Origin of the sequence: Mycobacterium gallinarum, assembly GCF_010726765.1 — a bacterium.
GTDB classification, from domain to species: Bacteria; Actinomycetota; Actinomycetes; order Mycobacteriales; family Mycobacteriaceae; genus Mycobacterium; species Mycobacterium gallinarum.
Genome location: NZ_AP022601.1, coordinates 3339043 through 3358959, shown reverse-complemented (window position 1 = coordinate 3358959; position 19917 = coordinate 3339043). Strand labels below are relative to the sequence as shown.

At 63.0% G+C, this 19917-nt stretch carries 21 protein-coding genes, 1 tRNA gene and 1 pseudogene; 5 read left to right on the top strand and 18 right to left on the bottom strand.

Annotation, left to right across the window (positions count from 1 at the left end; translation table 11 throughout):
* Positions 1–92: 92 nt before the first annotated feature.
* From G6N42_RS16330 to G6N42_RS16320, 3 genes are all read right to left on the bottom strand, one after another.
* On the bottom strand, positions 93–332 hold the full coding sequence (locus G6N42_RS16330; protein ID WP_163730524.1) for a hypothetical protein: 240 nt from the start codon (positions 330–332) through the stop codon (positions 93–95).
* A 215-nt stretch (positions 333–547) separates the two neighbouring features.
* A tRNA-Leu gene (locus tag G6N42_RS16325) sits at positions 548–623 on the bottom strand.
* Position 624: 1 nt separating this feature from the next.
* Positions 625–1203 (bottom strand): HNH endonuclease signature motif containing protein, encoded by a 579-nt coding sequence (locus G6N42_RS16320; RefSeq protein ID WP_163730523.1) that lies wholly within the window; start codon positions 1201–1203, stop codon positions 625–627.
* A 688-nt stretch (positions 1204–1891) separates the two neighbouring features.
* Between G6N42_RS16320 and G6N42_RS16315 the strand changes: the two genes are divergently transcribed.
* Positions 1892–2248 carry a hypothetical protein gene (locus G6N42_RS16315; protein WP_163730522.1) on the top strand — a complete coding sequence of 119 codons (357 nt, stop codon included), beginning with the start codon at positions 1892–1894 and terminating at the stop codon, positions 2246–2248.
* A 121-nt stretch (positions 2249–2369) separates the two neighbouring features.
* Positions 2370–2734, top strand: a pseudogene (locus tag G6N42_RS31230) (TetR family transcriptional regulator); the annotation flags it as partial.
* 57 nt (positions 2735–2791) lie between these two features.
* Here the strand turns inward: G6N42_RS31230 and G6N42_RS16310 are convergent.
* Positions 2792–3649 (bottom strand): mycofactocin-coupled SDR family oxidoreductase, encoded by an 858-nt coding sequence (locus G6N42_RS16310; protein ID WP_163730521.1) that lies wholly within the window; start codon positions 3647–3649, stop codon positions 2792–2794.
* Positions 3650–3713: 64 nt separating this feature from the next.
* Complete coding sequence (locus G6N42_RS16305; RefSeq protein ID WP_163730520.1) at positions 3714–4517, bottom strand: SDR family NAD(P)-dependent oxidoreductase; 804 nt, start codon at positions 4515–4517, stop codon at positions 3714–3716.
* Positions 4518–4608: 91 nt separating this feature from the next.
* On the opposite strand from G6N42_RS16305, the gene G6N42_RS16300 reads away from it, so the two are divergent.
* Positions 4609–5415: an SDR family NAD(P)-dependent oxidoreductase gene (locus tag G6N42_RS16300; RefSeq protein WP_163730519.1), complete on the top strand. Its 807-nt coding sequence runs from the start codon at positions 4609–4611 to the stop codon at positions 5413–5415.
* Between the two features lie 16 nt (positions 5416–5431).
* On the opposite strand, the gene G6N42_RS16295 is transcribed toward G6N42_RS16300, so the two are convergent.
* The 7 genes from G6N42_RS16295 to G6N42_RS16265 all read right to left on the bottom strand — a co-directional run bounded on the left by G6N42_RS16295 (position 5432) and on the right by G6N42_RS16265 (position 12035).
* On the bottom strand, positions 5432–5881 hold the full coding sequence (locus G6N42_RS16295; RefSeq protein WP_163730518.1) for a nuclear transport factor 2 family protein: 450 nt from the start codon (positions 5879–5881) through the stop codon (positions 5432–5434).
* 16 nt (positions 5882–5897) lie between these two features.
* Positions 5898–7187, bottom strand: a complete 1290-nt coding sequence (locus G6N42_RS16290; RefSeq protein WP_163730517.1) for a DUF427 domain-containing protein — start codon at positions 7185–7187, stop codon at positions 5898–5900.
* Positions 7188–7271: 84 nt separating this feature from the next.
* Positions 7272–7574, bottom strand: coding sequence for a hypothetical protein (locus G6N42_RS16285; RefSeq protein WP_163730516.1), 303 nt, complete (start codon positions 7572–7574; stop codon positions 7272–7274).
* Complete coding sequence (locus tag G6N42_RS16280) at positions 7571–9097, bottom strand: class I adenylate-forming enzyme family protein (RefSeq protein WP_163730515.1); 1527 nt, start codon at positions 9095–9097, stop codon at positions 7571–7573. Before G6N42_RS16280 ends, G6N42_RS16285 begins: the two co-directional genes overlap by 4 nt.
* The gene (locus G6N42_RS16275) at positions 9094–9852 is read right to left on the bottom strand and encodes an SDR family oxidoreductase (RefSeq protein WP_163730514.1); all 759 of its coding nucleotides are present in this window, start codon (positions 9850–9852) and stop codon (positions 9094–9096) included. Before G6N42_RS16275 ends, G6N42_RS16280 begins: the two co-directional genes overlap by 4 nt.
* Positions 9849–11318 carry an aldehyde dehydrogenase gene (locus G6N42_RS16270; protein ID WP_163737664.1) on the bottom strand — a complete coding sequence of 490 codons (1470 nt, stop codon included), beginning with the start codon at positions 11316–11318 and terminating at the stop codon, positions 9849–9851. The genes G6N42_RS16275 and G6N42_RS16270 overlap by 4 nt, the downstream gene beginning before the upstream one ends.
* Positions 11319–11423: 105 nt before the next feature.
* On the bottom strand, positions 11424–12035 hold the full coding sequence (locus G6N42_RS16265) for a TetR/AcrR family transcriptional regulator (protein WP_163730513.1): 612 nt from the start codon (positions 12033–12035) through the stop codon (positions 11424–11426).
* 212 nt (positions 12036–12247) lie between these two features.
* Here G6N42_RS16265 and G6N42_RS16260 point away from each other — a divergent pair, with 212 nt between their 5' ends.
* Positions 12248–13057 (top strand): SDR family NAD(P)-dependent oxidoreductase, encoded by an 810-nt coding sequence (locus G6N42_RS16260; RefSeq protein WP_163730512.1) that lies wholly within the window; start codon positions 12248–12250, stop codon positions 13055–13057.
* A gap of 2 nt (positions 13058–13059) precedes the next feature.
* On the opposite strand, the gene G6N42_RS16255 is transcribed toward G6N42_RS16260, so the two are convergent.
* The 6 genes from G6N42_RS16255 to G6N42_RS16230 all read right to left on the bottom strand — a co-directional run bounded on the left by G6N42_RS16255 (position 13060) and on the right by G6N42_RS16230 (position 18744).
* Positions 13060–14193, bottom strand: a complete 1134-nt coding sequence (locus G6N42_RS16255) for an acyl-CoA dehydrogenase family protein (RefSeq protein ID WP_163730511.1) — start codon at positions 14191–14193, stop codon at positions 13060–13062.
* A 1-nt stretch (position 14194) separates the two neighbouring features.
* Positions 14195–14869 (bottom strand): nuclear transport factor 2 family protein, encoded by a 675-nt coding sequence (locus G6N42_RS16250; protein ID WP_163730510.1) that lies wholly within the window; start codon positions 14867–14869, stop codon positions 14195–14197.
* A complete protein-coding gene (locus G6N42_RS16245) occupies positions 14866–16491 on the bottom strand; it encodes a class I adenylate-forming enzyme family protein (protein ID WP_232076170.1) in 1626 nt (541 codons plus the stop codon). The genes G6N42_RS16250 and G6N42_RS16245 overlap by 4 nt, the downstream gene beginning before the upstream one ends.
* Before the next feature lie 63 nt (positions 16492–16554).
* Entirely contained in the window at positions 16555–17301 is a 747-nt protein-coding gene (locus G6N42_RS16240) for an SDR family NAD(P)-dependent oxidoreductase (protein WP_163730509.1), read from the bottom strand.
* The gene (locus G6N42_RS16235; RefSeq protein ID WP_163730508.1) at positions 17291–17914 is read right to left on the bottom strand and encodes a TetR/AcrR family transcriptional regulator; all 624 of its coding nucleotides are present in this window, start codon (positions 17912–17914) and stop codon (positions 17291–17293) included. Before G6N42_RS16235 ends, G6N42_RS16240 begins: the two co-directional genes overlap by 11 nt.
* 5 nt (positions 17915–17919) lie before the next feature.
* On the bottom strand, positions 17920–18744 hold the full coding sequence (locus G6N42_RS16230) for a MaoC/PaaZ C-terminal domain-containing protein (protein ID WP_163730507.1): 825 nt from the start codon (positions 18742–18744) through the stop codon (positions 17920–17922).
* 99 nt (positions 18745–18843) lie between these two features.
* Here G6N42_RS16230 and G6N42_RS16225 point away from each other — a divergent pair, with 99 nt between their 5' ends.
* Positions 18844–19917: an LLM class flavin-dependent oxidoreductase gene (locus G6N42_RS16225; RefSeq protein ID WP_163730506.1), complete on the top strand. Its 1074-nt coding sequence runs from the start codon at positions 18844–18846 to the stop codon at positions 19915–19917.

The window sequence follows — 19917 nt, the reverse complement described above, 5'->3', positions numbered from 1 at the left end:
AAATGCGGCTACCGATTGCTCTGGTCATGCGAACACCCGGCTGACGCGAGAACGCCCGCTGTCCGAGGGCAGCGGGCGTCATGGCGCGGCGTTCAGTCGAAAGCCGCGAACTGGCGTTCTACGTTGTTGCCGAAGTTCTCGAACTGGCGCTCGGTTCGATCGCCGAAGTTCTCGAACGGCTGCTCGACGACGTCCTCGAATTCGACGAAGGGGAAGAAGGCGGGTGCGGTGTCGACGCGCGGGGCCTCGGCCAGCGCGGTGCCGGCACCGGCAACGGCCATGGCGCCAAAGGCGGCGGTGACGAGAGCGAGCTTGACGATGTTGCGGTCCATGGTTGATCTCTCCCTGTTTGGTTGGTGGTGTTGATAGCGAGAGTGGGCTGAACTACTTGGGGTGTTCTTGGAGACTGAACGCCCGCCGCCCGGTAATAGGCGGGCACCCGACCTTCGGCCGACCCTCGGGGTTCATGAGAGTAATAGCCATGGCGGCGGGTTCAGCACCACGCTGCGGTCGGCATCCGTCGGTCAAACAGGACCCGCCGAGACGGTGGGGACGGTGGGACTCGAACCCACAAATGTCAGGCGTTTTAAGCGCCCCGCCGATGCCAATTAGGCTACGTCCCCTCTAGGCGGTCGAGTCTAGTGCGGAGGCACAGCTCTTGTTCTTGCCTCTGAAGTTCGGCGTAAGCGCATGACAGTTGGGGCACAGCAGTCGAAGGTTCTGCAGCGCGTTGTTCTGATGGTTGCCGTCTATATGGTCCAACTCCAGAGGAATCGGCTGGCTCATCCAGCTATCGAGCTCGCAGCCGGAGCACCTACGCTCGAAAACGCCTTCGTTGATGAGGCGCCGGCGCAACCGATCAGACTGAATCGGATACGTGTTCGATAGGAAGTCCTCGATCGGTCGCAGGCGATGCGAGACCCTCTTGCCTTTCGCCCAGGACTGCCCGGCGAAGTGGGATGTATCGAGACCGAGGCGGTCGATGGCTCGGCGGAGGACACGGTAGTTGCCGCCTTCCGGCACGACACCCGGCAGCTTGAGCGCGCCGGCAATGGAAACGGACTGCCTCACCGCCTCCCGATACTGCTCATCGCGGATCTTGTAGCGTCTGATGCGATTTGGTTCGGACGTTTGGGCCAAGAATGCCTCGGCCTCAACGGTGGTCTTGAAGCGTCGTCTCAACCGTTTCCTCTTACCGTTCATCTAAACCGCAGCTCGAACTTCATATCGGATCTCGCCATTCGAGAGTTCAACACGAATAGGTCTGCGTTCGAGCCGGTCAATCACCTTGTCTCCCGCTTTTCGCTCACCACGCCAAACACATCATGACGGTCGGGTCTGACTACGGGGGAGGTTAGTTCAGCGCACCGACAGGAGGGGTGACGTCCAAGGAGTGGCAGCTTCTCGGTCACGCGAAGGTGCGACATTCACCGACCGCGACGGGATGCAGCGATCGCATCGGCTGGGCAGTTCGTAGGTGATAGCCCGCTACGCGTGCGGCCCCGCCCATGGCGAGCAGGGTAGTTCGGCTTTCGGGGCGACTGCGTCAGTGTCACGACGCTGTCACATCTCACGCGTGATAGCCGCGAATGCTGACGAACGCGGTGAACGGTATCTGCTGTTAGAAGCAGGTAATTGAAACATCCACGAATACCGGCGCACGTGCTTCGGCCGACTTGAAATCCGCCAAGTGTGAGTTCGAGTCTCACTGGGGGCACACCATAGGTGCGCATCGCCTCGGGCCGCACTTGCTTACCGGTCGGACAGGAAATCCTCCCCGTCGAGGGGCTAATTCTGGCCCAACGGCGATTACACGGTCCCCGTGATCTCAGAAGAATTCCTCCCGTGAAGCGGCGCGACCGCGCCGCCAACTAACCACGAGGAGTAGAGAATGACAACTAACAAGCACGCCGCGACCCGCCGAATCGCGCGCGTCGCCCGAGCCATCGGCGCCGTTTGCATTGGCCTTTGTATTGCGCTCGCATCAGCCGTCGGCGCCAGCGCCGAGGAAAAGCAGACTGAGGCGGAAATCAAGGCTGGGTGCAAGGAAGCCGCTGGCCGGTACGAAACCAGTTCGGGCCCGAAGGGTCGGGTCTCGACGTGTTCGTACAAAACGATCGACGGTACGACCTGGATCGACGTGTACGTCGACGGCACTTACACAAACACCCTGAACGAAGCCAAGCCGGAAATTCCCACGCCGCCGCAAGTATCCAATTCGGATCTTGCACCGCCGCGGTTTGGTTAGCGCTGACCGGTGTTACTGCTGTGGCGAAAGCTCATCGCGCTGCCCGTGCTCGGCCAGTGTCGCCGTCCAGTGTCGGTTCGAGTCCGACCTGGAGCGCCGATCGAACCTGCAGCGGTGGCGCGATCTAGTCACACAACACGTCGGCGGACTCAAAAATCCGGTTTCTGAAGTCGTCGAATGCGTTTCGTTCGCGATCGAGAATCTCGCCGGGGATCCGCAACTCGAGAGCCTGTTGACTCGCTGAGCCGAGGACGAAGAGGTCATTTCGCTAACCGCTGACACGCCAATACATTCTGCCTGTCGGTCTTTCACCGCCCTGATGTCGATTGGAAGCTTCATGGCTTGGATGTCACCGAACTTGGCGAGCTGGCCGAAATGACCTTGCGCACTGTGCAATCTCTCCTCACCGATCCCAGACCTCAAACGCGCGGCGGAGTCGCACTCCGCCGCTTCGTTGCGCGGTGGCTGGGTCCAGCGATCCTCTAACTGCGGATGACATCGCTGCTATTTGCTCGCACAAAATCCATGCGCGTGCAGAAACGCTTACATGCCCATTTTCAAGCCAGCGCCGGCATCGATGAACAGTTGTTGCCCGGTAACGTAACGAGACTCGTCCGACGCGAGGTACACCACCGCGTGCGACACATCCTCGGTCTCTACGTAGGGGACCGGCATTGCCTGCAGGACCGGAAAGACCAACTCTGCGTCTTCTCGCGAAGGTTCGGGCAGGTCCGGCCGGAAGGTGCGATACATCGGCAGGTTGTGCAGCATGTCCGTGTTGACGTTCGTGGGATGGACCGCGTTGATCCGGATGTTGTGCGGCGCCATCGTCAAGGCCAGCGCCTTCGTATAGTCGCGGACCATCCTCTTGGCCATTCCGTAGCCCGCCCCGCCAGGGCCTTGCGGCCCTCCGCCAGTCGCGAGATCCTTCTGGTCGACGAGTCCAGCGATGGAACCCGTCACAATTACCGACCCGCCGGCAGTCAGGTGGCCGAGGCCGACGTGGATGGTGTTGACGACGCCGACGAAGTCAACGTCGAATGCGTCGATGAAGCCCTGATACGGAATATGGTTGCCCTGCGGGCAGATCCCCGCGTTCGCCACGACGACGTGCAGACCACCCAGTTGCGCAACGGCGTCATCCAGCGCTCCCTTGAGACCTGCGCGGTCACGCACATCGACGACAGCCGTCACCACCCGCTGCCCTGACTTCTCGATGAGCTTCGCTGTCTCGTCGAGGTCCTCGGGAGTGGCAAGCGGGTACTCGTTCGACTCGATGTCGGCGCAGATGTCGACGGCGATGATGTCGGCGCCCTCGTCCGCGAGGTGGACGGCGTGGCTGCGCCCCTGGCCGCGGGCCGCTCCAGTGACGAGGGCGACCTTGCCCTTGAGACGGTTCATGTGTGCCTCCGTTGAGTCAGTTCATCGATAGAATTCGTGCAGCAGGACCGCTTGGCCTCGGCGTCTAGCCGAAGTTCGCCTGCATGTGCTCGCCCAAAGCGGCTACTACTTCAGCACGCGGCAGACTGGCGTTTGCGGCAAAGCTCGCCTCGATGTGGTCACTTGCGTATCCCCTTGGGCCACTGCCGAACACTTCGTAGAAGCGCGCGGCGCATTCCTCAGGGCTCTGCGCGCCCGCAGCGCGCAAGCTCGATTCGACGTCAGGCGTGACGTCCATGTTGCGACGGAACTCAGGGGTCAAGGTCGTGCCGATGATGTAACCCATGACGTCAACGCCGGAGCCGCGCAGCTCGTCCCACAGACCTTCCGCAAGAAGCAACTCATAGGCCTTGGCGGCTCCATAGGCGGCGAAAATGCGTAGGCCCTGGAGTGCACCGCCGGAGGAACACAGCGCAATACCACCGCGCCGGCGTTCGACCATCTTGGCAGCGAGCGATTTGGTGAGCAGCGTGGGGACCGTACAGTTCATGTACACATTGCGTACGAGTTCGTCGTCTGGGGTATCGAGGAACAACCCACGGGGCTCGGCGGCGGCGTTATAGATGAAGAGTCCGATCTCGAGATCGTCGACACCCTCGATCACGTGCTGAACCGCATCGGGGCCGCTGAGATCCACCGACAGCGTGCGCGTCTGAACACCGTAGGTTCGCTCGATGTGGGCGGCGACGTCGGCCAGCTTCGATTCGGTGCGCGCGATCAGCACGACGTTGCACCCCCGCTCGCCGGCACCGTTGGCGAGCGCGGCGCCGAGACCTTCCGATGCGCCCGCGACCAGCGCCCAGGGACCGTATTTGTCGTTGAACAGCATCCACTTCTCCCGGTTCTCCGAATGAAACAATAGAGCATTCAGTGTCTAGTCGTATAGTGCCTATGCAGACATTCGTCGTCGAGGAGGCCCGATGGTTCTACGCCGTGATGCGGTGTCGCTTGCCGGTCACGTTGCCGTCGTGACCGGCGGTGGAGCGGGCATCGGCAGGGCAGTGGCATCAGCGTTCGCCGAGTTCGGGGCTCGCGTGGCGATATGGGAGAAGGACGCCGCCCAGGCGACCGAGGCCGCCGCGGAGGTGGACGGACTGGCCTGCGTGGCCGACGTCCGCGATCCTGAGCAGGTCGACGCTGCGCTGGCCGAAACGGTGGGCGAATTCGGCACGCCGACAATTCTGGTGAACAACGCTGGTGGCGTTTTCTGGTCCGGTCTCCTCGAGACGACCCCCAACGGCTGGGATTCGTTGATCCGCATGAACCTGACGCAGGTGATGCTGTGCACTCAGCGGGTGGCTCGCGCCATGGTCGGTGCCCAACTGGGCGGCAGCATCATCAATGTCAGCACCATCGAAGGCGTGCGCGCAGCACCCGGCTTCGCCGCATATGCGGCAGCGAAGGCGGGGGTACTCAATTTCACCAAGACGTCTGCGCTCGAGCTCGCATCACACGGTATTCGGGTCAACGGTTTGGCACCCGACTTCACCCTCACCGAGAGTCTTCGCCGAATGGCGCCGAACGGCGAAGAGAATGCCAAGCTGATGGTGCCGCTCGGCCGTGCCGGCCATGTCGACGAGATGGCTGGAGCCGCAGTGTTTCTCGCGAGCGATCTCAGTTCTTACGTCACCGGTCAGACGCTGCACGTAGACGGCGGGACCAGCGCGGCGGGTGGGTGGTATCACCATCCGGACAGCGGGCATTACGTGCTCGGCCACGTCACGTGAGCATCGTCCCATTCGACTACCAGTCCCCGAGCACCTGTCGGTCCTCGGTGGCGTCGACGCACACCCTTCGGTGGACGATGCGCCAGCCGCGGTCCTCGCTGACCGCGTAGCGGTCGATGTATCTGATGTGCATCACCAGATCGTGGCAGGAGCCCTGTTCGTCAGAACTGAAGTGATGTGCAGTGCAATAGACTTCACCGTTTGCACGTTCACCGTCCACTTGGAAAAGGCCCTGTCCAAGCACGTGCGCGGTGCGGGGAAAGCGATTCACGATCTCGATGATGCGTTCGAGCTCGCGATGACCGTTCAGGTTGCCCGGCCGCTTTCCAGGCTGCTCTACGCGCATGGTGGCGTCTACTGCGAAGACACTGAGCAGGCCGCCGATGTCGCGATGGTCTATCGCCGCTGCATAACGGCGGCAGAGGGTTTCCAGCTCGAGGTTTGGCGCGGCGTATCGAAGATCCATAACTGCTGAAAGCCAACTACATCGCGGTCCGGCTGTCGTGTCCCATGTCTGCGGGACTGCGGCCGAACGCTCGGACCATGGCCTGAATGGTGTAGGAGGCGGCGAGGCGGCCGTCACGGGTGTGCACCCGCCCGTCGCCCTGCACGAGTCCTCGTCCTGACCAGAATGCGCAATTCCTGTACAGCAGCCATTCACTGACATCCGCGTCGTCGTGGAAGGCAATGGTGGCCTTCATGATTCCGGTGGACAACGTGTCGTGCGCGCGAGCCTCACCGAAGCCGCGGTGGGGCAGCATGCCTGCAGCGATGGTCCAGTGCGTCGTCGACTGCGCCAGTAGCGCCTGATGTAGATATTGCTCATCAGGTGCGTCCCTAAATCGGACCCAGGCGTCGATCACGGGTGGTCCGACCCGCTCCGGGTCGGGATCGTATGCGGCGTCGACGACCCTGATCTCCCGGCCGGGCATCCCGAAGCCGGCGAACTGCACAGCGGCTTCCGGGCCGGGGGTGTCAGGCATTGGTGCGCTGTCGCGCATGACGTCATCGGCGCCGGAGTCGGCGAGAAGCAACCCAACACTTCGCAACGCCCCGTGCTGGCTGATCCGCACCTCGGCGGTCGAGAACGTTCGACCTTGGCGCAGAACATCGACATCGACATCGACAGGCGCGGTGAACGAAGCAGCCTTGGTGAATATCATCGATATCGATGTGACCCGTTGTCCAGGAAGGGCTTTACTGGCAGCAACAATGGCTTCTCCGGCGAACTGACCGCCTTCGACGACGTCGCGGCGAGTCGGGCCATGAGCCGGACCGATGAATTTGCAGTCCGACGCGGGTTGAACATCGATGAGCCGCACTAGCTCGGCAGCATCGCCCCAAAGTGGAAACGTCGCAGGTACCTCGGTACCGTCGGGCCATCGATCGACCACGATGATTCGCATATCGAGGTCGTAGAAAGACACATAACCTTTCAGCCCGGCAACTTCTGGCAGCGGCGCACGATAGGTCCACACGGCATTCGCGCTCGGTTGGTGCGGGCCGATGAGGTTCCAATAATCGGCCCGTCCCTTGAAAGGGCACACCGTGGTGTGCTCCGACTTTTCGAAGTGCTGCCACTGAACCGACGATTCCGGAAAGTACAGCCTGTCAGTGTGATCGGTTTCCGTCACGATAAGACAGGCATCGCTTTCGGCCAGCAGTGTGTCGCCGGCCCAGACCTGTCCCGTCAGCCGGCAGGGCGTCAGGTCGATTCGGTAGTCTGGGTACTCGGGCCAAAGCGATTCGACGTCATCGATCATGTCGGCCATGTGATGCCCTTTCCGCGTTCATTTGTCAGGTTGCATCCGATCGAACCGTTTGCTTCGGCGGCAATGACAAGAGCCATGATCCGTCTAATCGCTGGCGGGCAATGGTTTGGCTTCCTTGATCGCCAGAGGCGTCGATCCGATCGACAGTGAGCCCGCGCCGGCGTTGGTCACCAGCACCTCGGCCCCCGCGCCGTCGACATATCGTTTGCCCATCTGCGTGCCCCCGGCGAGACCGTCGTCAAGCGCCAGGCTCGTATCGATCTCATCGCCGACGGGAATCATCGGCGAACCACCTGCGCGTAGGTCGTCGAGCGCCTCGGAACTGCGCACGATGATGACCTGGGTTTCGCACACCTGACTTTTCAGTCGAGTGCCGTTCTTGATCATGTCGACTCCTTGGCGTCGGCGTTCAGTTCATCAACGATCTGGCGTCGCAGGACCTTGCCGGTGGCGTTGGTGGGCAGTTGACCGCGAAAGACGACGCGGTCCGGAGTTCTCGATCCCCGCAGTCGTTCGCGCACGAAACTCCGTAGCTCCTCGGGTTCGGGTGCGAATTCGCCGTCAGGCACGACGACGGCGACGATGATCTGACCCCACTCGTCGTCATCGGCGCCAACCACGACACACTCCCGTACGCCAGCATGTTCAACCAAGACGTCTTCGATCTCGGCCGGAGCGATGTTTTCGCCGCCGCGGATGATGGTGTCGTCGGATCTGCCCCCGATGAACAGATAGCCGTCTTCGTCAAGGAATGCGACGTCCCTGGTGGGGAACCAGCCGTCCGCGTCGAGCACCGACCCGATGCCGGTGTAGCGGCCCGACACCTGCTCGCCGCGGACGAACAACTCGCCGGGCTCGTCCGGCCCCAGCACGGTGCCATCCTCGGCTCGGACCTGCACCTCGACCGTGGGGACGGGCCGGCCAACCGACCCCAACCGACGTGACGTTGCGGGGTCGCTTGACGCCAGCGCGTTGCGATGGTCCTCGGGGGTGAGCACGGCGATGGTGGAACTGGTCTCGGTGAGACCGTAGGCGTTGACGAATCCGACATGCGGCAACAGTTCCAAGGCCTTGCGCACCAGCGGCGCAGCGACTTTCGATCCGCCATAGGCAAGCGTGCGCAGCGAGGGCAGTAGGGGAGACCCATCGAGCCCTTCGAGTACGGTCACGATCCTGTCCAGCATCGTGGGAACCACTGTTGCCGAGGTGACCTTTTCGCGATTGACCAGTCGGACCCATTCGATGGGGTCGAAGTTGTTGAGGTAGACCATCTTACGCCCGGCATACAGATTCGAGAGGGCGGCTCCGACGCCTGCGATGTGGTAAGGCGGTACGCAGATCGCGGCGGCGTCACCGGGTTCTGCCGACGCGAACTCGACGGTGCCCATGACGTAGCTGGTGAGGTTGTTATGCGTCAACTCAACGGCTTTGGGTGCTGATGTCGTGCCCGAAGTGAACAACACCACAGCCACCGAATCCGGGTCGGCGAACTCGGCCGCTGGTGCCGATGTCCGCGCCACGGTGATGAAGTCAGCAGCGGAAAAGATCTGCGCGGCGTGGCCCGCCAAGTCTCCGACCACAGCGCGGTACTCGTCGTCGACGATCACGACGGGCTTCGGGAGCCGCCCGATCAGCGTACGGACACCGTCCGCGGACAGCCGATAGTTCAACGGGGTGACGGGGACGGCAGCCCGTGCCGAAGCGAACACCAGCAGCGGGAGCATCACCCCACCGGCGCCGACGTACGCGACATGTTCGGCCCCCGAAGCGCTGATCACGCCGGCAGCGCCGTCGGCGAGGTCGCTCAGTTCGGCGATGGTCAAGCGCAAGTCACCGGACACCAACGCGGTGCGATCAGGCTCGGCGAGCGCCGCTTCCTGAGCCATCTCGAGCAGGAGTGAAACGCTCACGGGCGCAACGGTCCCGATGGCGACTTGACGACGAGTGATTCCAGGCCGACCTCCGGGAAGTCCACTACACTGCCGAAGACGCCCGCCAACACTTCGGCGACGTCTTCCGGTGTCATCCTGCTCGCCTGGACAAGACCGCGGGACATCCACTCGCTCGCAACTTCGCCGAGCACGTCCGGATCGAATGCAGACGTGAAATCCGTCGGGACAGTGCCGCTTACCTCGACGCAGCAGAACCTGTAGCCGGGATTCTCCAGGCGCCACGAGACCAGACACCGCTCCAGCGCCGCTTTGCTCGACGAGTATGCCCCCAGCGCGGAGTGAGGGTTGCGTACCGAATCGGAGGACATGGCGGCGACGATCGCCGCGGGCGTGAGAATGGGCAGATGGGCGCGGATAGTCTCGTGTACACCAACCACGTTTGTTTCGAAAACGTCGCGCCAGTCGTGAGTGTCGGTGTCGCCGAGTTTCTTCAGCGGTGCGTATCCGGTACTGATCATCAGCAGGTCGACTTCGCCCAATTGCTCGCGGGCGACTGCGGCGACGCGGGCACAATCCTCGGGTCTGCGCACATCGGTGACCACCGGCGTACCCGAGCCGACCTCGGCGATGACTTCGGAGAGCTTGTCGGTGCGTCGAGCAGCGACGACGAGGCGCGCTCCTTCCTTACCCGCCCGGATCGCGAACGCCTTGCCGATGCCGGCTGAAGCGCCGACGACGACGACCCGTTGGCCTGACAGCGACCGCGCGGTCACGATGCCCGTTGCGCAATCGACTTGATCTCCAGATACTCCTCGAAACCGGCCACGCCCATCTCCCGTCCGATGCCGCTCTGCTTGTAGCCACCGAACGGAACGTCTACCCCGTAGAACACCCCGCCGTTGACATTGACCGTGCCCGTTCGAATGCGGTTGGCCACCGAGCGCGCTCGGTCGTCAGACGCGCTCACCACCGATCCGGACAGGCCATAGCGCGAGTTGTTGGCGATCTCTACGGCATGGTCGTCACCGTCGTGCGGGATGGCAACCAGGACCGGCCCGAAGATCTCCTCCTGGGCGACTGTGGCATGCGGATCGACATCGGTGAGCAAAGTTGGCTCGACGTAATAGCCGACCGGCAGATGCGCGGGTATGCCGCCGCCGACCGCCACCGTGGCGCCTTCGTCGATCCCCTTGCGGACGTAACCGAGCACCCGCTGCCGCTGTTGCTCGCTTATCAGCGGACCCATGAGGACAGATGAATCAGTGGGATCACCATACGACCAGCCTTTGAGCATTTCGGCCAACGCGTCGACACCCTCGCGATACTTGGCTCTGGGCAATAGAAGTCGTGTGGTGTTGGCGCAGCCCTGTCCGGCGTGAGTGGTTGCGGCGAACGCCGCCGAGGTGACAGCCGATCCGATATCGGCGTCGTCGAGTGCCACGAGCGCCGATTTGCCGCCGAGCTCGAGGAACACCTTCTTGATGGTGGCCGCCGCCGCCATCATGATGCGGGTGCCCGTTGCCGTCGAGCCGGTGAACGAGATCATGTCCACGCGCGGATCTTCGCACAGCTGCTGACCCACGTCATGGCCCGCTGAGGTGACCACGTTGACAACGCCAGACGGAATATCGGTGTGCTCGGCAATGAGATGCCCGAGAAGCGTTGCACCGTAGGGTGTGTCGGGCGCCGGTTTGAGTATCACGGTGCTGCCCGCGGCCAGTGCGGGCACCATCTTTGCGAGGTTGATCTGCACCGGGTAATTCCAGGGAGTGATCGCTGCGACGACGCCCACCGGTTCCCGGCGTACGGTGCGGCGGGTTTTGATGCCGAACGGCTCGGCGATACCGAGGTCGGTCTCCCACGCGTAATTCTCGGCAAGATCGGCAACCCAGGGCAGCCCGGCCAGGGGCGCGTCGATCTGCGGGCCGTAAGTCAGCGCCAGCGGGCAGCCGACCTCGGCGACGGTTGTGCTGCGAAACTCGTCGGCATGCTTGACCAGAGCCTCGTGCAGTTGCCGAATGCACCGCACGCGCAGATCGTGATTTGTCGACCAGTCGGTGGTGTCGAATGCCCGCCGCGCGGCCGAGATGGCCGCGTCCATATCCGCGGCCGTGCCGTCGGCCGCGGAGCCGATCACCTTCTCCGTCGCCGGGTTGACGTTGTCGTATGCGCCACCCTCCCGTGCCCCGACGAGTTGGCCGTCAATCAGCATCCGCTCTTCGCGCCAGATCTCCGTCATGGTCTCCTGTCCTCTGACCTGCGCGTGCGAGGTTTGCACCACACGATCATACAGAACAGTAATACAAGAGTTGTTCAGTTGAACAGACAGAATCGCGCCGTGGGGTCAGCGCAATCCGTTGACGGCGAACTTCTCGACGTACTTGCGTACGGTCTCGGGCTTGGACATGTCGAAAGTCTGCGCTTCGTTGACCGTCGAGAAGGAGTAAATGATTCTCGCCAGCCACTCGCTGGCGGCCGTGACGTCGATGCCCGAGCCGACCTCGCCGCGCTTCTGCGCCTCGCGAACATAGGGCACCAGGAACGCCGTGGTTCGCCGGACCGCGGAATCACCATCGGAAATCATGTGGCGCATCAGCTCTGAGTCGTCGGCCATCAGGCGGTTGCGGGTGCGATGGTCCAACAAGATGACCGCGTGAGTCTCGGCCATTGCTCCAAGCTTCTCCGCAAGGGTCGACTTCTTGGCCATGGCCGCAGCGACCTGCTGGTAGAACTTCTGGGCGCCGAATTCAATCGCCGCATCGATCAGCACGTTGCGGTCCTCGAAGTACCGGTAGACCGTGCCCCGCGATACGTTCGCCATCCTGGCGACGTCCTGCACGCTGGTGCGATGGATGCCCAACTGGGTGAAGCACTGGTTGGCCGCCTCAAGGATCTGATCCTGACGGTCGTACTCTTCTTGCGCCTCGATGTCGGCCGTGGCCCGTTGGGTCGCCATCCCGCTCCTGTCCGGTAGGGCCTGCTAGACGGCTCAGATCGACCCTGCCAAGTATTCGATCCTACGCGACATGGTGTGTTCCTGTGCGCTGCCGCGGTGCGGCTGTGTCGTCCTTAGCTGCGGTGGCGATGCCCGACACCGCTAAACATCATGACATAGTTCGTCATAGTGTTCAGTGCTCGATTTCGCCACCATACCGGGAGGTTGACTGCGTGGAACTCGGAGTAGAAGGCCGCAACTACGTGCTCGTCGGCGGGACCACCGGCATGGGATACGGCGCGGCCCGGGCGTTGGCCGCCGACGGCGCGAACGTCGCGCTGCTCGCACGCGACGGTCAACGCGCCGAGGAGCGTGCACAAGGACTGGCGACAGAGTTCGGAGTCCGGGCCGTGGGGATCGCCGTCGACGCAACCGAGAGCGGAGGAGCAGTCGATCGCGCCGTCGACCGCGCGGCAGAGGATCTGGGCCCTCTACGAGGACTTGCCGTCACCGCAGGACCGATGAACCAGCAGGGCCCATTCCTCGAACACGGCGACGACTCCTGGGATTGGTACTACCAGCTCATTCTGATGGCGACCGTGCGGTCGTGTCGTGCGGTCATCCCGCATCTACAGCGCAACGGCGGCGGCACCATCGTGACCACCGCCGCATATTCGGTACGAGCCCCCAAGATTCTCATCCCGCCCTACAACGCGCTGAAGGCGTCTGTGCTGACGCTGTCCAAGATCATGGCGAAAACACACGGCCCCGACGGTATCCGTGTGAACGTGGTGTGCCCCGGTCTGTTCGATACCGAAACGAACGACCACATTCGAGAGCATCGTGCACAGCAATACGGTGTGCCGCTCGAAGATGCGATTTACACCCATCTGTCGAGCAATCCCGACTGGAATATGAGAGTGGCGCTGGGACGCGGCGGAAGACCCCACGAGGCAGGCGAACTCATCGCGTTTCTGCTCGGCGACCGAGCGGCATACATGACCGGTGCGGTCATCAACATCGACGGCGGCACCGACTTCTGAACTCAGATGTCGATGCTGTCGGCCAGCAGTCCACGGTGAAAGCTCGGGTCGCCGAGCAACATCGCCGACGATCTCGCTCGCTTGTAATACATGTGCGCGGGATGTTCCCAGGTGAATCCGATACCGCCGTGCAACTGGATGTTGGCCGCTGCGGCGCGCGCGTACACGTCCGAGCAGTACGCCTTGGCCAGCGCTGCCGCCGATTCGGACTCAGTGGGAAAGTGATCAATGGCGTGGACGGCGTATTGCGCTACGCCTCTGGCGCATTCGATGTCGAGCATGAGATCGGCGCAGCGGTGTCGAATCGCTTGGAATGAGCCGACAGGTCTACCGAACTGGCTACGGACCTTGACGTAGGCGACCGCCTGATCAAGGCACCGTTGGGCGCCGCCGACTTGTTCGTTGGCCAGCGCTGCCGCCGCCTGACTCAACGCGTGGCTCAGCCCGGGCCACGCATCCTCACCGCCGATGCGTATCGCAGCGGTGTCCACGAACTCGATGACGGCTTGACGGCGCGTCGGGTCGAGGGTGGACTGCTCTCTGCGTACCAGGTCATCGGTGTTCTCGACAGCGAAGAGGCCCACGGCGCCGGACGCGGCGCGGGCCACCACAAGCACGAGATCGGCGATACCGCCGTCGGGCACATAGTGTTTGGTTCCCCGAAGCATCCAGTCGCCGCCATCTTGGCCGGCTGTTGTCTCGATGCCATCGCGATCCCATCGTCCGGACCGCTCGGTAAGTGCCAGGGTCGCGATGGTCTCACCGGACGCGATGCCGGGTAGGTACCGTTCGCACGCTTCCTCGTCACCGGAACACATGAGCGCACCCGCGGTGAGCACCGCCGATGTGAAGTAGGGACCGGGCACTAGCGCCCCGCCCATCTCTTCGAGCACCAGACCGAGTTCGGCGAAGCCGAACCCCTCGCCGCCGTACGCCTCGGGAATGATCAATCCCTGCAGGCTCATCTGATCGGCCATGGCGCGCCATATCGTCGGATCGAAGCCCTTTTCCGACGCCATGAGGCGACGAACCTCGGATTCTGGTACGTGGTGTTCGAGGAATGCGCGCACGGTCGATCGGAACTCGCGCTGGTCGTCTGTAAGAGTGAAGACGGTGAAATCGGAGTCGATTGTCATGTCATCCGCTTCTCGGATCGTCGGCGCTTCGCCCCGTCGGACTGACGTGGGGGACAGAGTCGCTTCGCCGCAATGTCTGCAACCATTCGCCGACCGGCGGCGGCGCGGGGACTGCAGCTTCCAGCCGCCCCGGATCGGCCGACCAGAATTCCGCCCAGCTGGGGAACGCGTCATGGAACGTCCCTTTGTGCGCAGATGTGTTGGGCCAGCGCATCTTCTCGGGACCGAGCGGAGGATCGGTGATATCGCTCTGATACCAGAACAGCGGAGTTCGTCGGGCGAAGTACCAACGGCCGTGCCGCCGTTCATATGCATCGAGGTAGGCGAGCAGTTCGATCACCCACGTCGTCTCGGTCTCGAGATCGTTGCGTGAGTAGACCAAGCCGGTCGCATGGTCGGCGTCGTGGACGTCGATCACGTGTGCGAGCGGCCCGTGCGCGCTGCCCAGCAGGTCATGTCGCATCTCGGTGTCGTACCACTGACGCAACGCTTCTCGTCCACGACGTTTACCCGGGACTCCGACGTCCTCGACGAAGAGGTTGACAACAGCATTGAGGTCACGCATGTCCAGAGCCACAGCGTATTTGGCCGCGAGTTGGCGGATCTCGTCGAGCGCTTCGAGACGTTCGACACGAGCGGCGAGCGCCGCGATGGTGTCGCCGGACTTGGCGGTCATGAGAGTGCGCCCGATTCCAAAAGCGTGCTGAGCGCGATCTTGTCGATCTTGTTCGTGGTGGTGTACGGCAGACTGTCCGCGTCCGGCAGCATGACCCACTTCTTGGGCACTTTGTAGGCCGCGAGTTCCGTGCGGCACTGTGCGGCCAGGGCGTCAGCCGACAGGTCGACGCCGTCGTCGAGCACTACCACGGCACTGACCACCGCGCCCTTCGCCGGATCGGGCAGCCCGACGACATAGGCGATGCGCACGCCGTCGATTCTGCTCAGCGTTGACTCCACTTCAATGGGAGCGACGTTGGCCCCCGAGGTCTTGATCATGTCGTCGGTGCGGCCCGCGAAGTAAAGGTGGCCGTCGTCATCGCGATATCCGGCGTCGCCGGTGTGATACCAACCGTCGGCATCGAATACGTCCCGATTACTGCGTCCGACGATGCCGCGCATCATGGCCCAGCCGCGCACACAGATCTCGCCGGCCACCCCGTTGGGCACTTCCTGACCGGTCTCGTCGACGACCTTGTGTTCATAACCCGGTGCCGAAACCCCGAGCGACCCGCGCTTGGATTCCGGCACCTGCTCGTGGGGTGGCCACCAGGTGTGTGAGCTGCACGTCTCGGTCATCCCGAGTTGTCGAACTCGTAGCGACGGGTCGGCAGCACGCCGTTCTGGCGGTAGCAGCACCTGCTGGTAGCCCTCTCGTAGGGCGGACAGATCGGTGGTCGCAAAGTCGGGATGGTTCGTCAACGCGGGACCGACGTGGGGAAAGCCCGTCGTATACGTTGCGCGTTCGGCCGCCAGCAGCCTGAGCACGTCGGCGGGCTCGAACCGATGCTCGGTCAGGATCGTCACTCCGATTTGCATCGGTCCCAGCAGCCCGAAGATCAGGCCGCCGACCCAGAAGAAGGCCATCGGGATATAGACGCGGTCGGTGGGATCCCACTCGTGTTGGCTTGCGATGAAACGCGAATGCGCGATAGCAGTGTTCTGAGAGTGGATGATGCCCTTGGGATTCGACGTACTGCCGGAGGTGTAGATGATGACCATGTCATCCGTCTCGCGCACCGTCGACTCGCAGGCGTCGAGGAACGTTTGCGCGACCGGTTCCGGCCAGTCCTGGGCATCCGGTGCCAGCGAGAAGACATTGCGCAGGTGCGGTAGCCGGTCGGTGAGTACGGGGTTCGCGGCGCCGGGAGCGACTCCGGTGGCCTGCTCGAGTCGGGCCTCGACGTCCTTGCCCAGCAGGGTGGGCACCGACACCACCGTGTGAATATCGGCGTCGCGAAGTAGCCATTCGAGTTCGGGCGGCTGGAAGAACGTATTGATGGGTACCGCCACGGCCCCGATCCGGGTGGTTGCGAGGAACGCGACCGCGAAGTCGGGGCCGTTGGGCGCGAGGATGCCGACCCTGGCCCCCTTGGTCACGCCGGCGGCGAGCAGTCGGCGCGCCATCTCCGCTGACTGTTCGTCCGCTTCGGAGTACGTGATTCGCTCGTCGGTACCGGCTCCGTCCGACGACACGACAAAGTCACTGCGACCGAATCGCTCGACGAGTTCGGCGAGCATCGCTGGCACGACAGCCGGATAGGGAAGAGGGTCGTAAGCGAATGTGCGGGTTGAACTCACCCTGGCCACCTCGATGTGACTGAACAGATTGGCAATGGATGTTTCATCGTACAGCGGTCCCGATCATGGCATCCATTGCCCGCCGGATACTGAGATCATCTGACCGGTGATGTGTTTGGCCGACGGTGAGCAAAGGAATCCGACGGTCTTGGCGATGTCGGCGGGTTCACCGATGGATCCGGTCAGTGTCGTGGCACGCATGGTTTCGAGCTCGGCATCGCTCTTTCGAGAGAGCAACCATGGTGTCGCGGTGGTCCCGACCACCACGGTGTTGACGCGCACGCCGAGCGGACCGAGTTGCACGGCCATCAGCCTGGACAGGCCTTCCACACCAGCCTTCGCTGCGGCGTACGCGGCCGGCCCGGTACGGACACCGTGCGCAGACACCGAACTGATGTTCACGATCGCGCCGGTTTTCTGCTCGACCATCTGGCGTGCGGCAACCTGCGCCATGATGAAGGTGCCGGTGAGGTTGACCGCGACGATCCGATTCCAGTCCTCGTCCGTTTGGTCGAGAAACGTGGCGGGCAACGTCATGCCCGCGTTGTTCACCAGCGCCTGGATCGCGCCGTGAGAGGCCGCAAGCGCGCCGAGTTCGTGTTCGACCGCCGCGCGGTCGGTGATAGACAACTCGACCGGAATGATCAGACCCGAACGGACGGCATCACTCTCGGCGGTCTTGGCCAACGCTTTGGCGTTCACATCGACGACGGCCACCCGGTAGCCGGCGTCGACGAGCTCATCGACGATCGCCTCGCCTATGCCTCGGGCGCCGCCGGTCACCACGGCCAATGCGCGCTTATCCGACACGGCGACGCCGATCTTCCTTGACCAGCCGCTCAATACGATTGATGGACGGCTGAAGCAAGACGACCGCCTGGCTCATGATGGCCACCAGATCGCCGCGTCCGTCGCCAGCCACCCACGTGTCGATCGCGGCGCGGTTGGCCCCGTTGACGACGGTGGCCGCCAAGCGGGGACGCAGATCCGAGTCGGGGTCGGCATCGAGCCACCGCGCGACCTCACGGGTCATCTGGTCGATCCAGTCATCGTTAATGCGCAGCCGCGTCGCGCGAAGCGCGGGGTAGCTTGCGTACATTCGCGCTCGGACCACGAAGATCTCCGGTTGTGCGGCGATCGCTTCGGCGACGGCGGCAGATGCCTCGGACAGGGCTCCCCACAACGTGATCGAGCGCGAAGCGCGAAATCGGCGGGTGGCCTCGTCGAGTCTTTCGGCGTAGCCGTCGAAGAGGATGTCCTCTTTGGTCGCAAAATGGTGGAAATACGTCCGCGGCGCAACGCCTGCGGCAGCGGCGATCTGATCGACGGTGGTGGCGTCGTAACCATGTGTCTCGAAGAGTGCGACCGCTGCGGCGATGAGCGCCTCTCGGTTGCGCTGGCCGCGCATCCGTCGTTGATCCATAGTCCTCATCCTCGCAAGGTCGCGGTGCCTGCCGACAGGGCGACGACCGATCCCTGACTGGTGCGGAAATGCACGGTCGTGTCACGTCGCCACACTTCGGTGCGCAATGGCGCGCCTAGCATCACGGGTTTGGCGAATCGGCAGCTGATTGACTGAAGCGTTGTGGGATCGCCGCCGCCGAGACTGTTGATCACAGCGCGCGCAGCGAATCCGAAGGTGCATAGACCGTGCAGGAACACATCGTCGAAGCCGGCCTTCTTGGCGGCATCGGGATCGATGTGTAGCGGGTTGCGGTCACCGCTGAGTCGGTAGATGGCGGCCTGTTCCGGCCGCACCTCGTCGATGATGGTGGCGTCGGAAGGTCCGGTGGGCTCATCTGCGGACGCGGGGCCGCGGTCTCCGCCGAACCCGCCGCCGCCGAGCACCATGGTCTGTCCCACTGCGACGAATAGTTCGCCGTCGCCGTCGGTGCCGCGGGTCGTGACCTCGATCGCTGCGTGTTTGCCCTTGTCCCACACCGCGGTGACCTCCCCGTTCACGGTGACCTCACCGCAAGGTTGCACCGGCCGAGACACCGACAGCGACTGTCCGCCGTGCACGATGGGAAACGAGCCGAGATCGAGGACGCTGCGCAGATCCTTGACCGCCCACCAGTTCGCCAGCAGCGCGAAGGTCGGCAGTACCCCGGGACCGCGCCGTTCGTCGAGGAGGTCCAGCTCGTGGGGTGGCCGGGCGCCCACTCCGAGTGCGTAGAGGATGGTGTCGGCTTCCGTCCACTCGAACGTCGTCGGATCGAGCTTGGTGCCCACTGCATTCGCGTCAAGGCTCAACGCAACCTCCCGGGTGATCGGACTGAACGTATTGACGATATATGTTCAATCGTGCAATATAGTGGCAGTAACTGCAACTAGTTTCTAGGAGCGATCGCAATGAAGTTCGGCGTATTCATCCTCGGCGACAAGCCCAACCACCTGTCCGATCAGGAGGTGTTCGCCAATGTGTTGGAAGAAGCACGCTGGGCCGAGGAACTCGGCTACGACGAGGTCTGGCTGGCTGAGCACCATTTCTCGCCCTACGGCATGCTCGCCGACCTTCCCTTGGTAGCCGCCGCCATCGCCGCGCAGACTGAGCGCATCCGTATCGGTACCGCGTGCATGGTCAGCCCGTTTCACAATCCGATCCAGCTCGCAGAGCGCATCGCGATGGTCGATGTGTTGTCCGGCGGACGGTTCGATGCCGGCTTCGGCCGCGGTTACCAAGCCCACGAGTTCCAGGGCTTCGGCATTTCGATGGACGAGGCGACAGGTCGCTATCAGGAATGTGTTGACATCGTGAACCTGCTGCTCACGCAGGAGAATGTGAGCTACGAGGGCAAGTATTTCCAGCTTGAGGATGTGACCATCTATCCGCGTCCGGTACAGCGGCCCGTTCCGGTGTGGGGCACAGTGATGAAAACACCGTCGAGCTTTGAATGGTTGGCGGACAAGGGTTTTGGCGCGATCATCGGCAATCCCTACACGGTCGACCCGGACCTGCAGGGTGCACTCGACATCTACCTGGAAACCCAGGCCAAGAAGGGGCTTGAGGCCGCCACCGAGAACGTCTGGGCACTCCTTAATGCGTTCTGCCACACCGACGACGGCTTCGCCCGCACCTACCCGCGGGAGAGTGTCGAGCTGTCCATCAAGACGCATCTCAAATACTCGAATCCGTTCGAGCGTGGCGGTGAGATTCCAGCCGATTACAAGGCCTACTCGGACTGGTTCGAGAAGCACGACAAGCAGAGCTACGAGCAGGTGCTCAACTCGCATTTGACCTTGATGGGTGATCCCGAGCGCATCATCACCAAGATGCAGACCGTCATCGACATGGGTTGGCGCAACATCATGCTGCGGATGTCGCGGGGCGGTGCGATGGACCGCGCCAAGGTTTACGAGTCGATGAAACTGTTCTCCCAAGAGGTGATTCCGGCCGCAACCGAGCTCGCAGCGGCCCCGGCCTGA